Origin of the sequence: Altericroceibacterium xinjiangense (assembly GCF_003958635.1) — a bacterium.
GTDB lineage: Bacteria > Pseudomonadota > Alphaproteobacteria > Sphingomonadales > Sphingomonadaceae > Altericroceibacterium_A > Altericroceibacterium_A xinjiangense.
The window spans coordinates 156,536-169,274 of the sequence record NZ_RSEK01000003.1; the positions used below are offsets into that span (position 1 = coordinate 156,536).

Below are 12,739 nucleotides of genomic sequence, written 5' to 3' on the forward strand. Positions count from 1 at the left end.
TAGTTAGATTGGAAAGGTAACACGCTATGGCAATTTCACTTCGGCTTTCTCGGGGTGGCGCGAAGAAGCGCCCGTACTACCGCATCGTGGTCGCGGATTCGCGTTCGCCGCGCGACGGCAAGTATCTGGAGCAGATCGGCACCTACAATCCGCTGCTCGCCAAGGACAACCCGGACCGGGTGAAGCTGGACGAAGACCGGGCTCGTTACTGGGTCGGCGTGGGCGGTCAGCCGACCGATCGCGTCGCTCGCTTCCTCGACGCCGCCGGGATCAAGGAGCGCCCTGCGCGCAACAACCCGAACAAGGCCGAACCGGGCGAGAAGGCCAAGGAACGCGCTGAGGAGCGCGCCACCAAGGCTGCCGAGGCCGAGGAAGCCGCTCGCGCCGCCACGGAAGCGCCGGCCGAAGCAGGTAGCGCGGACGTGAACGTTGCGACCCCGGAAGGCCGTGCGGGCGACGAAGCCCCGATCCCGGGCGCCAGCACGCAGGAACCTGCGGAAGGCAGCGAGGAAACGGCTGAGGGCTAAGCGCCTTGGTCCAGGATAAGCCCGTTACGCTGGCCGCCGTGATCGGCGCGCACGGAGTGACGGGCGAAGTCCGCCTGAAGCTTTTCGGCGAAAGCGTGGCCGCGTTGAAGCGTTACAAGACGTTCAACGATGGCGCGCTGACGCTGAAAGCCTTGCGGGACGACAACAAGGGCGGGGCGATCGTTCGCTTTGCCGAAGTGCCCGACCGCACCGCGGCCGAGCGCTTGCGCGGGACCTTGCTGACCGTGCCCCGTGCCGCCATGCCTCCGCTGGAGGATGGCGAGTACTACTATGCCGACCTGATCGGCCTTCCAGCGATTTCCGACGCGGGGGAAGCGGCCGGGACTGTCGTGAACGTCGAGAATTACGGCGCGGGCGATGTCTTGGAAATCGAGCGCCCCGACGGCAAGCGCTTCATGGTGCCGATGCGCGCCGATGCCGTGCCCGAATGGGACGAACGGCGCCTGGTGGTGAGCGCCGACTACGTCGAGGCCTGATCAGCGCCGCAGGTCAGCGCCACAGCGGCTTCTTGGTAGCGAGGTAATTGCGGATCGTGGTCGCGGCCACGCCGGCCTCTCCCATGGCGTGGCTGATCTGGTCCAGCCCCTTCGCCACGTCTCCGGCCGCGAACAAGCCTTCCACGCTGGTCCGCTGGTGATCGTCGACCTCCAACGCTCCGTCCTCGCCCACGCGCGCCCCGGCAGCCGTGGCCAGACCGGACCGGACGTCCGAACCCATCGCGGAATAGATGCTGTCGAAGATCAGCGGACCGACGCCGGTTTCCACCGCGATCCGCTTGTTCGACAAGGTGTAGGACGTACAGGGGCCTTCAACGATTTCGATCCCGGCATCGTCCAGCCTTTGCCGCCATTTGGCGTCAAGCTCGTGCTCGCCGTCCGGGGCGATCAAGGTGAGGTCGGCGGTGAACGCCCGCAGGAACATGGTTTCGGCGGCGCCGTGGCGGCCGGTGCCGATCACGCCGACACGCTTGTCGGTCACCTCGAACCCGTCGCAGATCGGACAGTAGCGCAACAATCCGCGCATGAGTGCGGCGTCGTGCAGTTCGTCCTCCATCCGTGGCGGATGCAGGTTGAACACGCCGGTTGCGATCAGGACAGTGCGCGCGGTGAACTGGCCGTCCTCGGTGAAGACTTCGAATCCTTCGTCTTGCCGGACGATGCGGGTGACTTTCGCTTCTTCCCGCTCCACGCCGTATTCGGCGCCTTGTTCCAGCATCCGCTCCAGCAGGTCTGTACCCGAGATACCGCCGGGGAAACCGGGCAGGTTGTGCGTCCGGGGGATCAGTTCCGCCCGGCTGGTGCCGCAGTCGAACAAGCGGATGGAAAGGTGATAGCGGGTGAGGTAGAGGGCGGCTGTCAGCCCTGCGGGTCCTGCGCCCACGATGATGCAGTCATCCATTGGCTTGTGTTTATCCCTTGTCCTGCCGCATGGGGCGTTTTGTGACTTTCGCTGCGACAATCCTAACGCTGTACCCCCAGATGTTTCCCGGGCCGCTTGGCATTTCGCTGGCCGGGCGGGCCTTGCAGGAGGGTATCTGGACGCTCGAGACCGTGCAGATCCGGGATTTTGCAACCGACAAGCACCGGACGGTGGACGATACGCCCGCAGGCGGCGGGGCGGGCATGGTTCTGAAGCCCGACATCCTTGCCTCTGCCATCGACCATGCGCGCGAACGGCACCCCGACTGCCCGGTGCTGGCGATGACCCCGCGCGGGCGCCCGATCACGCAGGCCCGTATCCGGGAGCTGTCCGGCGGCCCCGGCGTGACGATCCTGTGCGGCCGGTTCGAAGGGTTTGACGAGCGGGTTCTGGAAGCCCGCAACGTCGAGCAGGTGAGCTTGGCCGACATCGTGCTTTCGGGCGGGGAACCGGCGGCGCTGGCGATACTGGACGCTTGCATTCGCCTGCTTCCCGGCGTAATGGGCGCGCCTCAAAGCGGGGCAGAGGAATCCTTCGAGGAAGGCTTGCTCGAACACCCGCATTACACCCGACCTGTTATGTGGGAAGGGCGCACGATCCCTGAAGTGCTGCGATCGGGGGATCATGCGAAGATCGCCGCATGGCGTAAAGCCCGTGCGGACGAGGACACACGGTCACGCAGGCCGGACCTTTGGGAGCGCCACCGGGGCGTTCGGGCCCAGTCTGCCTCTGGCGTGCAGCACGATGATAGGGACCAAGGTCAATGAACCTTATCCAGACGCTCGAAGCCGAGGCGATCGAGCAACTTTCCGGGAACAAGGACATTCCCGAATTCCGTGCCGGTGATACGGTGCGGGTGGGTGTGCGCGTCGTCGAAGGCGAGCGGACCCGCGTGCAGAATTACGAAGGCGTGGTGATTGCCCGCTCCAATCGGGGCATGGGCAGCAACTTCACCGTCCGCAAGATGAGCTTCGGCGAAGGCGTCGAGCGCGTCTTCCCGCTCTATTCGCCCAGCATCGACAGCATCACCGTGGTCCGCCGCGGCATCGTGCGTCGGGCCAAGCTGTACTACCTGCGCGGCCGCACCGGCAAACGCGCACGTATCGCAGAGCGGCGCGAGACCCCGGGCGCCGGCAAGGAGGGCTAAGGCTCACCCGACGGAAAAAGTCTTCCAAGGGGGCGTCCTGGCCAGACCGGCCGGGGCGCCCCCTTCGATTCGGCCCCGATGATCTTACGAAGCCCGATGGTCTTACGGAGAACGAGTTTCCGATGAAGCGGTCCCGACATCTGGCGCTGGCAACCGCCCTGGCGCTCGTCCCCCTTGCCACCCCCGTTTCCGCCCAAAGCTCTGGCCAGTCCCAGATGGAGAGTGCCGTGAACCAGCAGACCGTGGACCTGAGCCTTGAGCGGGTATTCGCCAGCCCCGGGCTCGACGGGCCGAGTCCGCGCGCGCTCAAGCTGTCGCCGGACGGGCGATGGGTGACGTTGCTGCGCAACCGCACGGATGAGCGGGAGCGCTACGACTTGTGGGGTTATGACCGGACGAGCGGCGAATGGCGCATGCTGGTCGATAGCACAGCGCTGGGGCAGGGCCGCGAGCTGAGCGAAGCCGAGAAGATGCAGCGCGAGCGGCTGCGGATCGGGGACCTTAAGGGGGTCGTTGCCTATGACTGGTCGGCGGACGGGCAGTCCATCCTCGTCCCGCTGGAGGGCGATCTCTACCTTGCCCGGCTCAATGGGGCGGTGCAGCGGCTGACCGATACCGAGGAAGCCGAGCTCAACCCCAAGCTCAGCCAGACCGGTGGGTTCATCTCCTTTGTACAGGACGGGCGCTTGTGGACCGGGCTACTCGGCGAAGATGCGCGTCCGATCACGCCAGAAGAGACGGCCGACACGGTCCACTGGGGCGAGGCCGAGTTCGTGGCGCAGGAGGAACTGGACCGGCAGACAGGCTTCTGGGGGTCCCCGCAGGATCACCGGATCGCCGTCGAGCGGTTCGACGAAGCGCCGGTCGGCATCGTCACCCGGGCCGCCATCGGGGCGGAAGGGACCAGCACGTATCAGCAGCGCTATCCGGCGGCGGGCACGCCGAATGCGGACGTGCGCTTGTTCGTCATGGACCCGGACGGGGGCAATCGGGTCGAAGTCGATCTGGGGGCAGAGCGCGACATCTATCTTGGCCGGGTGGACTGGGCACCGGACGGAAGCCGCCTCTACGTTCAGCGGCTGAACCGCGCGCAGACAGTGCTCGACATGCTGTCGGTCGATCCGGCAACGGGCAAGGCCACGGTCCTGTTTTCGGAAGAAGCTGCACCGGGGCACTGGATCAACCTGACGAGCAACTACAAGTTTCTCGAGGACGGCAGCCTGATCTGGTGGTCGGAAAGGGACGGCTATGGCCATCTCTACCGGTTTGCGGATGGGCAGTGGCGGCAGCTTACCAGCGGGCCGTGGGTCGTCACCGGGCTTGCCGGAGTGGACGAGGACGCAGGCCGGGTGTTCTTCACCGGAACGAAGGACGATCCGCTGGCGGTGCAGGTCTATGCACTCGACCTCTCGAGCCCCGAAGCGGCCGTGCGCTTGAGCGATCCCGCGTTTGCCAACTCGGCCAGGATGGATGAAGCCGGCAAGACGCTGGTCGTCAGCCGGTCCTCCGATGCGCAGCCGGGGCAAGTCTATCTCGCCGACGGGCAGGGGCAGCGGCTCGCCTGGATCGAGGAGAACCGGGTCGACGCGGATCACGCTTACGTCCCGTACCTCGCGAGCCATCAGGTCGCGCAGTATGGGACGATTGCGGGCGCCGACGGGATGCCGCTCCACACCATGATGATCACACCGCCGCTGGAGCCGGGGAAGCGCTATCCCGTGTTCTTCCAGCACTATGGCGGTCCGCACGCGCAGACGGTGACCAAGGGCTGGCACGGAGCACTGGCGCAGGCCATCGTGGACAAGGGCTATATCTTCTTCGCGCTCGACAACCGGGGCAGCGCGAACCGGGGCGTCGCGTTCGAAAAGCCGATCAACCGGGCGATGGGCTCGGTCGAGGTCGAGGATCAGAAGCGGGGGGCGGAGTTCCTCAAGACGCTCGACTTCGTCGATCCCGACAAGATCGCGACGTATGGCTGGTCCTACGGCGGATACATGACCTTGAAGATGCTCCAGGCCGATCCGGGGCTTTATGCCGCCGGGGTCGCAGGGGCGCCGGTCACCAAGTGGGAACTGTACGACACGGCTTATACGGAACGCTACATGGGCACGCCGCAGGCCGATGCGGAGGCCTACGCGCGGTCGGATGCGCTGGCGGAGGCGGGGCAAATCCGGGATTCGCTGCTGCTGATCCACGGCATGGCCGACGATAACGTCGTGTTCGAGAATTCATCGGCGCTGATCGCCCGCCTGCAGGCGGAGGCCGTGCCGTTCGACATGATGCTGTATCCGGGGCAGACGCACCGCGTGTCCGGGCCGAAGATCAGCGTGCACTTGTGGGAGACGATCTTCCGCTTTCTGGAACAGAACGGCGTTGCGCCGACTGAGTAGGCTACATCGCAGGAGTTTTGAGAAAATGGGTTACCGGGTGGTTGTTGTCGGAGCGACGGGGAATGTCGGGCGCGAAATGCTCGCCATTCTGGCGGAGCGCGAATTTCCCTGTGACGAGGTGGCGGCGGTCGCCAGCTCCCGCTCCACTGGAATGGAGGTCGAGTTCGGCGACACGGGCAAGATGCTGAAGTGCCGCAATATCGAGCATTTCGATTTCACCGGCTGGGACATTGCCCTGTTCGCCGCCGGATCCGGCCCGGCGAAGGAATACGCGCCCAAAGCTGCGGCCGCGGGCTGTGTGGTGATCGACAATTCGTCGCTCTATCGCATGGACCCGGACGTGCCGCTGATCGTGCCGGAAGTGAACCCGGACGCGATCGACGATTACAAGAAGCGCAACATCATCGCCAATCCCAACTGCTCGACCGCGCAGATGGTCGTGGCGCTGAAGCCGCTGCATGACGCGGCAAAGATCAAGCGGGTGGTGGTGTCCACCTACCAGTCCGTGTCCGGCGCCGGAAAAGTCGGGATGGACGAGTTGTTCGGGCAGTCCCGCGCAATCTTCGTCGGCGATCAGGTCGAAGTGACGAAGTTCACCAAGCAGATTGCCTTCAACGTGATTCCGCACATCGACGTGTTCCTTGAGGACGGATCGACCAAGGAAGAGTGGAAGATGGTGGTCGAGACCAAGAAGATCCTCGACCCGAAGATCAAGGTCACCGCTACCTGCGTGCGCGTGCCTGTGTTCGTCGGCCATTCCGAGGCAATCAACCTCGAGTTCGAGAACGAGATCACCGCTGAGCAGGCGCAGGACATCCTGCGCGAAGCGCCCGGCGTGATGCTGGTGGATAAGCGGGAAGACGGCGGTTACGTCACCCCCGTCGAATGCGTGGGCGACGGCGCGACGTACATCAGCCGCGTGCGCGAGGATTCGACGGTCGACAACGGGCTGACGCTGTGGTGCGTGTCCGACAACCTGCGCAAGGGTGCCGCGCTCAACGCGGTGCAGATCGCCGAGTTGCTCGGCCGCCGGCACCTGAAGAAGGGCTGAGCGCAAGAAGCCGCCGCTTCGCCGAGGCGGGGCGGCGGCTGCTGCCGGCCATGACCGTCAGCCGTTGGCGGCGCGGACGGTTTCCCGATGTGCGGTGAGATTGCTGCCGATCGTGTTCAGCAGCCGGGCAAACTCCGCCCGTTCCTCTGCCGACAATCCGGCGAGCATATCCTCCAGCAGGGAGTCGATTCGATCCTGGAGCTGCTCCAGGATCGTGTGGGCCTTGGCGGTCAGGTGGAGTTGCCAGGCGCGGCGGTCGGCCGGATCGCGGCGGCGTTCAATCAGTCCTGCTTCCTCCAGCCGGTCTGCCATGCGGCACAAGGTGATCGGTTCGACTTCGAGCTGTTCGGCGTAGAAGCCCTGATTTTCACCCGGCGCGCGGTTGAGCGTCAGCAGCATCCGTGCTTGCGGTCCGGTAACGCCGATCTCCCGCACGCGCTGATCGAAGGCCCAGCGGGCCAGGCGCGAATTGTCTGCAAGAAGGAAACCGACATGGGTCATGAAAGCGACCTATATGGCCCGGGCTTAATGGCGCAAGAACCGTGTCGTGTGGCGCGCAGCCTCGATCACGTCGACACGAGCCGCAAAAAGGGAAGAGCATGACGAACGAAGTGCGGGACGAAACGGTAATCGGGTTCAACGGTGCCGAGCTGGCGGTGCACCGGATGGGGTCGGGAAAACCGGTGCTGCTGCTCCATGGCTTGTTCTCCAGCGCGCAGATGAACTGGATCCGTTTCGGCCATGCGCAGAAGCTTGCGGACGCCGGGTTCGAAGCGATCATGCCGGACCTGCGCGCTCATGGAAACAGCGCCAAGCCGCACGACCCCATGGGTTATGCACCGGATGTGCTGGTGAAGGACGCACAGGCCGTGGCGGAGCAACTGGGGCTCGAGGACTATGACCTTGTCGGCTTCTCGCTCGGTGCCCGGACGGCGGTGCGCTGCGTGCTCGCGGGCATGGCGCCCCGCCGCGTGGTGCTCGCCGGAATGGGATTGGAAGGGCTGACCGGCTGGGATCGGCGGGCTGCCTTTTTCATCGACGCGATCGACCGGTTCGATGAGGTGCGCCACGGCGACCCGGCGTTCATGGCGGTCCAGTTCATGAAGACGATGAAGGTGGATCGTCTGGCCGCACGGCAGTTGCTGCAAAGCGTGGAGGACACGGCGCCGGACAAGCTGGGCGAGGTTACCATGCCGGTGCTGCTGGTCTGCGGCAATCAGGACACGGACAACGGCTCTCCCGAGGCACTGGTGGCCGCGTTGCCGGATGCCGCGCTGGAGCCGGTGCCGGGCACGCACATGAGCTCCGTGACGGAACCGGCGCTGGGGGACGCCATCGTTCGTTTCCTTGCTGCTTGATTTGGACGGGGAAGAGCGCCAGATTGGTTACAACTACAACCACTTGAAAGCCCCTTGATGAAAGCTCTTGCTTCGGTCGCGCTGTCCGCGATCGCCTTGTCGCTTGGTGCATCCCTCGCTGCGCCAGCCGCGGCGCAGCAGGCCGCCCCCGTCGCGCCCGCAGCCGCCGTGACGTATCCGATGACGCCCGCGGGCGCTGCCCAGTTCGTGGCGGCGGCCGAGAAGGACTTGTTCGATTATTCGGTCGATGCGAGCCGGGTAAACTGGGTCAACTCCACCTACATTACGCCGGATACCGACGCCCTGGCCGCGCAGATCAACGCGGTCGGGACCGAAAAGTCGGTGGCCTATGCGTTGCAGGCGGCGAAGTTCGCGCAGGTTCAGGGACTCGATGCCGATGTGCGGCGCAAGCTCGATATCCTGCGCAATGGGATCGTGCTGCCCGCGCCGACCACGCCCGGGGCCGCGACCGAGCTGAACGAGATCGCGACCCGGCTCAATTCGATGTACGGCAAGGGCAAGGGCACGCTCAACGGCCAGCCGATTTCCGGATCCGACATCGAGGCGGAAATGGGCAACCTTGAGCGGACGCCCGCCGAACTGGCGGAGATGTGGGCAAGCTGGCATGACAACGTCGGTGCCCCGATGGGGGGCGATTACGCGCAGATGGTCGGCATTGCCAACCAGGGCGCGAACGAGCTTGGCTTCAGCGACGTCGGCGCGATGTGGCGGTCTGGTTACGACATGACGCCGGACCAGTTCGCTGCGGAAACCGAGCGGCTGTGGCAGGAAGTGAAGCCGCTTTACGATTCCCTCCACACCTACGTCCGGACGAAGCTGAACGCCAGGTACGGCGATGCGGTCCAGCCGCAGACCGGGGCGATCCGCGCCGATTTGCTGGGCAATATGTGGGCGCAGGAGTGGGGCAACATCTACCCGCTGGTCGCGCCCGAGGGTTCCGGGGATCTTGGTTACGACATCGGCGAACTGCTGATTGCGCAGGGCAAGACCCCGCTCGACATGGTGCGCCATGGAGAGAACTTCTATTCCTCGCTGGGCCTGGAGCCGCTGCCGGAGACGTTCTGGGAACGCAGCATGTTCACCAAGCCGGAGGACCGGGAGGTCGTCTGCCACGCCAGCGCCTGGGACATCGACAACAAGGACGATATCCGCATCAAGATGTGCACCAAGGTGAATTCGGATGACTTCGTCACCATTCACCACGAACTGGGACACAATTACTACCAGCGCGCCTACAAGGAGCAGCCGTACCTCTATCTGAACGGCGCGAACGACGGGTTCCACGAGGCCATCGGGGATTTCGTCGCGCTGTCGATTACCCCGCAGTACCTGGTCGACATCGGTCTGCTCGATCCCAAGAACGTGCCGAGCGCGGACAAGGACATCGGCCTGCTGCTGCGCCAGGCAATGGACAAGGTGGCGTTCCTGCCGTTCGGCCTGCTGGTGGACCGCTGGCGCTGGGGCGTGTTCGACGGATCGATCAGCAAGGCGGAATACAATACTGCGTGGACGGACTTGCGCCGCGAGTACCAAGGCATCACTCCCCCGGTGGAGCGGCCGGCGAACGCGTTCGATCCCGGCGCGAAGTACCACATTCCGGGCAACACCCCGTACACCCGGTACTTCCTGGCGCGAATCCTGCAGTTCCAGTTCTACAAGGCTGCGTGCGAGCAGGCCGGGTGGACCGGGCCGCTGCACCGCTGCAGCTTCTACGGCAACAAGGAAGTCGGCGAGAAGCTGAACGCGATGCTGGAAATGGGAGCGAGCGAACCCTGGCCGGAAGCGCTGGAAGTGTTCACCGGCAGCCGCGAAATGAGCGCCAAGCCGATGCTCGAATACTTCGCTCCGCTGAAGGAGTGGCTGGACGAGCAGAACAAGGGCCAGTCGACCGGCTGGTAATCGGTTCCCGTCGGCCGCCGGATTATCCGGCGGCCGTTCGGCGGGACAACAGGACAAGAAGAAGGGCGCGGAACCATCGGTCCCGCGCCCTTTCTTTATTCCCGTTGAGGGGAAGCTCAGGCTTCTTCGTCGCCCTGGAGCAGGTCCTCGGGGATTTCGCCGGCTTCGAGAGTCGGATCGCGCTTCTCGGTGAAGCCTTCGGACTCGTTCCGATCTTCCTCGAACATCTGGGCCATGACGTCGACGCCCTGGCTCTGCAGTTCGGCTTCGTCTTCGGACCGGGCCACGTTGACCTTGACGCCAACGCGCACTTCCGGGTGCATCGCCACGTAGACGTCGAACAGGCCGAGCGTCTTGATCGGGCGTTCGAGCACGATCTGCGACTTGTTCACCTCGTGCCCCTTTGCGTTCAGACCTTCAGCGATGTCACGCACGCTGACCGAGCCGTAGAGCTGGCCGGAGTTGGACGAAGCGCGGATCAGGGTCACCTCGGCGCCTTCGATCTTTTCGCCCGCCTTTTCGGCGTCCGAACGACGTTCAGCGTTTTCCTGTTCCAACCGGTCCCGGTTGGCTTCGAAAACCTTGCGGTTGGCTTCGTTGGCGCGCAGCGCCTTCTTGTTCGGCAGCAGGAAGTTGCGGGCGTAACCGTCTTTGACGGACACGACATCGCCAATGCTGCCGAGCTTCTCGATACGTTCGAGCAGGATGATATCCATGGGGCTCGTTCCTTACTTCACGACGTAGGGCAGCAGGCCCAGATGACGCGCGCGCTTGATCGCCCGGGCGAGTTCACGCTGCTTCTTGCCGGAAACCGCGGTGATCCGCGACGGCACGATCTTGCCGCGTTCGGACATGAAGCCCTGCAGCAGGCGGACGTCCTTGTAATCGATCTTCGGCGCATCCTTGGCCGAGAACGGGCAGGACTTGCGGCGACGGAAAAACGGACGAGCCATCAGCCTTCTCCTCCGCGACGCTTACGTTCGCGTTCGTTCTTGCGCATCATCGCGGAAGGACCACCTTCGTGTTCCTCGACGCTGATGGTGATCCAGCGGATGATGTCTTCGTTGATCCGGTTCTGCCGTTCAAGTTCGGCAACGACGCTTCCGGGCCCTTCGATGTTCAGCAGAACGAAGTGCGCCTTGCGGTTGCGGTCGATCTTGTAGGCGAGGTTCTTGAGGCCCCAGGTTTCGGTCTTAGTGACCTTGCCTTCGTTGCCCTCGACGATTTCGGTCGCCTGGGTGGCGAGCGCATCGACCTGAGCCTGGCTCAGATCCTGGCGCGCCAGGAAGACATGCTCATAAAGCGGCATGTTCGCTATCCTTTCACTTCATAGGCCGATCGCTGGCTTGTCCGCGCGGATCGCGGGGCCCCTCCGGCTTTCTTCGACGGAATTTCCGCTGCCCTGAGGCCATGCGGAAGCCGCGCACATACAGGCCTGACGCTAAATTGCAACGCTTCAGTCGAGCCGGGCGAGGATGCCCTTGGCGAATTGCGTCAGCGTATCGTCCCGCGCGCCCATCACCACGATCCGGTCTCCCGACCGGGCCAGCGCCACGATCCGGTTGCCGCACTCCTCGCGCGAGGGAACGTGTTCGGCCTTGCCCCCGCTTTGCTCGATCAGCCGCACGATCCGCTCGCTTCCTTCGGACCGGTCCACCGTGCCGCCGAAATAGACCGGATCGCACAGGATCGTGATGTCTTCGGGGCCGAGCAGGTCGGCGAACACTTCGGCCAGTTCATGCCCCATCTGGCGCAAAGGGCCGTAGCCGTGGGGCTGGAAGAACGCGATCACGCGTCCGGGGTGGCTCTTCAGCGTACGCAAGGTGGCGGCGCACTTTTCCGGATTGTGGCCGAAATCGTCGATCACCGTCGTCCCGGCAGGACTGGTCCCGACGATGTCGAACCGGCGCGCCATCCCGGCGAAGCTGTCGAGCGCCTCGACCGCCTGGTTGACGGGAACGCCGGCAGCCGCAGCCCCGGCGACCGCCGCCAGCGCGTTGGCAAGGTTGTGCCGCCCCGGCATGGTGAGGCGCAGAGCGTGCTGTGCGCCGTCGCGCCGGTCGATCACCGTCGCGGAAATCGCGGTCGGCCCATCGGCGATGCTACCCGGCTCTATCCCGAGGAGCGCGTCCGGGCTGTCGATCCCGAACGGGAGGACATCGGCGGCGCCCTGCGCCAGTGTGCGCGCTTCCTCATCATCCACGTTCACCGCTGCATGCGGCGCGGCGCCGATGAAGTCGCGGAAAAGCACGCGCAGTTCTTCCATGCTCTTGTGGTCGAGACTGACATTGAGCAGCACCGAGACGGCGGGCCGGTACAGCGCGATCGAGCCGTCGCTTTCGTCCACCTCGCTGACGAACACGTCGCCCTTGCCGACTCGCGCGCTGGCGAACGGCACGTCGGGGGAGACGAAGTTCTTCATCACCGCGCCGTTCATGATCGTCGGGTCCCGTCCGGCCGCATGCATGATCCAGCCGAGCATTCCGGTAACGGTGGACTTGCCCGAAGTTCCCCCCACCGCGATCCCGAAAGGGGCGGCGTTGAACAAGGCGGACAGCAACTCCGCGCGAGTCATCCGCGGGCAACCGAGCTGTCCGGCGCGAACGACTTCGGGAACCGTGTCCTCGATCGCGGCGGAGGCGACGAGCGTCTGGTTGGCGCTTACAATCCCGCTGCCGTCCTGCGGGAAAAGGCGGAAGCCCTGCCGTTCCAGCGCGGCGAACTTTTCCGGCGTGCGTCCCTGGTCGAAGCTGCGGTCCGATCCGGCGACTTCGGCCCCCACCCCCTTGAGGATGCTTGCCAGCGGCAGCATGCCGGATCCTCCGATGCCGCAGAAGAACCAGGGGTGGGTGGTAAGATCGGTGGGAGAGGGGGTGGAGGTCATCATGCCGGATGGCTATTGCTTT

At 64.8% G+C, this 12,739-nt stretch carries 14 protein-coding genes; 8 read left to right on the top strand and 6 right to left on the bottom strand.

The genetic code is table 11. From position 1 onward, the window contains the following. The first annotated feature begins 26 nt into the window (after positions 1-26). Together rpsP and rimM are read left to right on the top strand one after the other, a co-directional pair. Positions 27-527, top strand: coding sequence for a 30S ribosomal protein S16 (rpsP, locus tag ELY13_RS04705; RefSeq protein WP_126172736.1), 501 nt, complete (start codon positions 27-29; stop codon positions 525-527). Between the two features lie 5 nt (positions 528-532). After that, positions 533-1,024: a ribosome maturation factor RimM gene (rimM, locus tag ELY13_RS04710; RefSeq protein ID WP_126172737.1), complete on the top strand. Its 492-nt coding sequence runs from the start codon at positions 533-535 to the stop codon at positions 1,022-1,024. 13 nt (positions 1,025-1,037) lie between these two features. Here the strand turns inward: rimM and ELY13_RS04715 are convergent, their stop codons facing one another. Continuing rightward, positions 1,038-1,946 (bottom strand): NAD(P)/FAD-dependent oxidoreductase, encoded by a 909-nt coding sequence (locus ELY13_RS04715; protein WP_126172738.1) that lies wholly within the window; start codon positions 1,944-1,946, stop codon positions 1,038-1,040. Positions 1,947-1,987: 41 nt separating this feature from the next. Between ELY13_RS04715 and trmD the strand changes: the two genes are divergently transcribed. The 4 genes from trmD (at position 1,988) to ELY13_RS04735 (ending at position 6,555) form a co-directional block, all read left to right on the top strand. Continuing rightward, a complete protein-coding gene (trmD, locus tag ELY13_RS04720) occupies positions 1,988-2,734 on the top strand; it encodes a tRNA (guanosine(37)-N1)-methyltransferase TrmD (protein WP_126172739.1) in 747 nt (248 codons plus the stop codon). Next, positions 2,731-3,114: a 50S ribosomal protein L19 gene (gene rplS, locus ELY13_RS04725; RefSeq protein ID WP_126172740.1), complete on the top strand. Its 384-nt coding sequence runs from the start codon at positions 2,731-2,733 to the stop codon at positions 3,112-3,114. Before trmD ends, rplS begins: the two co-directional genes overlap by 4 nt. A gap of 122 nt (positions 3,115-3,236) precedes the next feature. After that, positions 3,237-5,504: a S9 family peptidase gene (locus ELY13_RS04730; protein ID WP_126172741.1), complete on the top strand. Its 2,268-nt coding sequence runs from the start codon at positions 3,237-3,239 to the stop codon at positions 5,502-5,504. Between the two features lie 25 nt (positions 5,505-5,529). Beyond that, the gene (locus ELY13_RS04735) at positions 5,530-6,555 is read left to right on the top strand and encodes an aspartate-semialdehyde dehydrogenase (RefSeq protein WP_126172742.1); all 1,026 of its coding nucleotides are present in this window, start codon (positions 5,530-5,532) and stop codon (positions 6,553-6,555) included. Between the two features lie 57 nt (positions 6,556-6,612). Here the strand turns inward: ELY13_RS04735 and ELY13_RS04740 are convergent, their stop codons facing one another. Beyond that, positions 6,613-7,056, bottom strand: coding sequence for a MarR family winged helix-turn-helix transcriptional regulator (locus ELY13_RS04740; RefSeq protein WP_126172743.1), 444 nt, complete (start codon positions 7,054-7,056; stop codon positions 6,613-6,615). Between the two features lie 98 nt (positions 7,057-7,154). Here ELY13_RS04740 and ELY13_RS04745 point away from each other — a divergent pair, with 98 nt between their 5' ends. After that, complete coding sequence (locus tag ELY13_RS04745) at positions 7,155-7,913, top strand: alpha/beta fold hydrolase (RefSeq protein WP_126172744.1); 759 nt, start codon at positions 7,155-7,157, stop codon at positions 7,911-7,913. Positions 7,914-7,970: 57 nt separating this feature from the next. Then, positions 7,971-9,833 carry a M2 family metallopeptidase gene (locus ELY13_RS04750; protein WP_126172745.1) on the top strand — a complete coding sequence of 621 codons (1,863 nt, stop codon included), beginning with the start codon at positions 7,971-7,973 and terminating at the stop codon, positions 9,831-9,833. Positions 9,834-9,949: 116 nt separating this feature from the next. Here the strand turns inward: ELY13_RS04750 and rplI are convergent, their stop codons facing one another. The 4 genes from rplI to ELY13_RS04770 all read right to left on the bottom strand — a co-directional run bounded on the left by rplI (position 9,950) and on the right by ELY13_RS04770 (position 12,717). Beyond that, positions 9,950-10,549 (bottom strand): 50S ribosomal protein L9, encoded by a 600-nt coding sequence (gene rplI / locus ELY13_RS04755; RefSeq protein WP_126172746.1) that lies wholly within the window; start codon positions 10,547-10,549, stop codon positions 9,950-9,952. Positions 10,550-10,561: 12 nt separating this feature from the next. After that, a complete protein-coding gene (gene rpsR, locus ELY13_RS04760; protein ID WP_126172747.1) occupies positions 10,562-10,786 on the bottom strand; it encodes a 30S ribosomal protein S18 in 225 nt (74 codons plus the stop codon). Next, positions 10,786-11,142, bottom strand: a complete 357-nt coding sequence (gene rpsF, locus ELY13_RS04765) for a 30S ribosomal protein S6 (protein WP_126172748.1) — start codon at positions 11,140-11,142, stop codon at positions 10,786-10,788. The genes rpsR and rpsF overlap by 1 nt, the downstream gene beginning before the upstream one ends. A 147-nt stretch (positions 11,143-11,289) precedes the next feature. Further along, positions 11,290-12,717, bottom strand: coding sequence for a glutamate ligase domain-containing protein (locus ELY13_RS04770; protein ID WP_126172893.1), 1,428 nt, complete (start codon positions 12,715-12,717; stop codon positions 11,290-11,292). Positions 12,718-12,739 lie beyond the last annotated feature (22 nt).

Coding starts and splice junctions, on each gene's coding strand:
- ELY13_RS04740 (WP_126172743.1), bottom strand. CDS start 7,056: ATGACCCATGTCGGTTTCCTTCTTGCAGACAATTCGCGCCTGGCCCGC.
- rpsP (WP_126172736.1), top strand. CDS start 27: ATGGCAATTTCACTTCGGCTTTCTCGGGGTGGCGCGAAGAAGCGCCCG.
- ELY13_RS04735 (WP_126172742.1), top strand. CDS start 5,530: ATGGGTTACCGGGTGGTTGTTGTCGGAGCGACGGGGAATGTCGGGCGC.
- rplS (WP_126172740.1), top strand. CDS start 2,731: ATGAACCTTATCCAGACGCTCGAAGCCGAGGCGATCGAGCAACTTTCC.
- rpsR (WP_126172747.1), bottom strand. CDS start 10,786: ATGGCTCGTCCGTTTTTCCGTCGCCGCAAGTCCTGCCCGTTCTCGGCC.
- rplI (WP_126172746.1), bottom strand. CDS start 10,549: ATGGATATCATCCTGCTCGAACGTATCGAGAAGCTCGGCAGCATTGGC.
- rpsF (WP_126172748.1), bottom strand. CDS start 11,142: ATGCCGCTTTATGAGCATGTCTTCCTGGCGCGCCAGGATCTGAGCCAG.
- ELY13_RS04770 (WP_126172893.1), bottom strand. CDS start 12,717: ATGACCTCCACCCCCTCTCCCACCGATCTTACCACCCACCCCTGGTTC.
- ELY13_RS04730 (WP_126172741.1), top strand. CDS start 3,237: ATGAAGCGGTCCCGACATCTGGCGCTGGCAACCGCCCTGGCGCTCGTC.
- ELY13_RS04750 (WP_126172745.1), top strand. CDS start 7,971: ATGAAAGCTCTTGCTTCGGTCGCGCTGTCCGCGATCGCCTTGTCGCTT.
- ELY13_RS04745 (WP_126172744.1), top strand. CDS start 7,155: ATGACGAACGAAGTGCGGGACGAAACGGTAATCGGGTTCAACGGTGCC.
- ELY13_RS04715 (WP_126172738.1), bottom strand. CDS start 1,946: ATGGATGACTGCATCATCGTGGGCGCAGGACCCGCAGGGCTGACAGCC.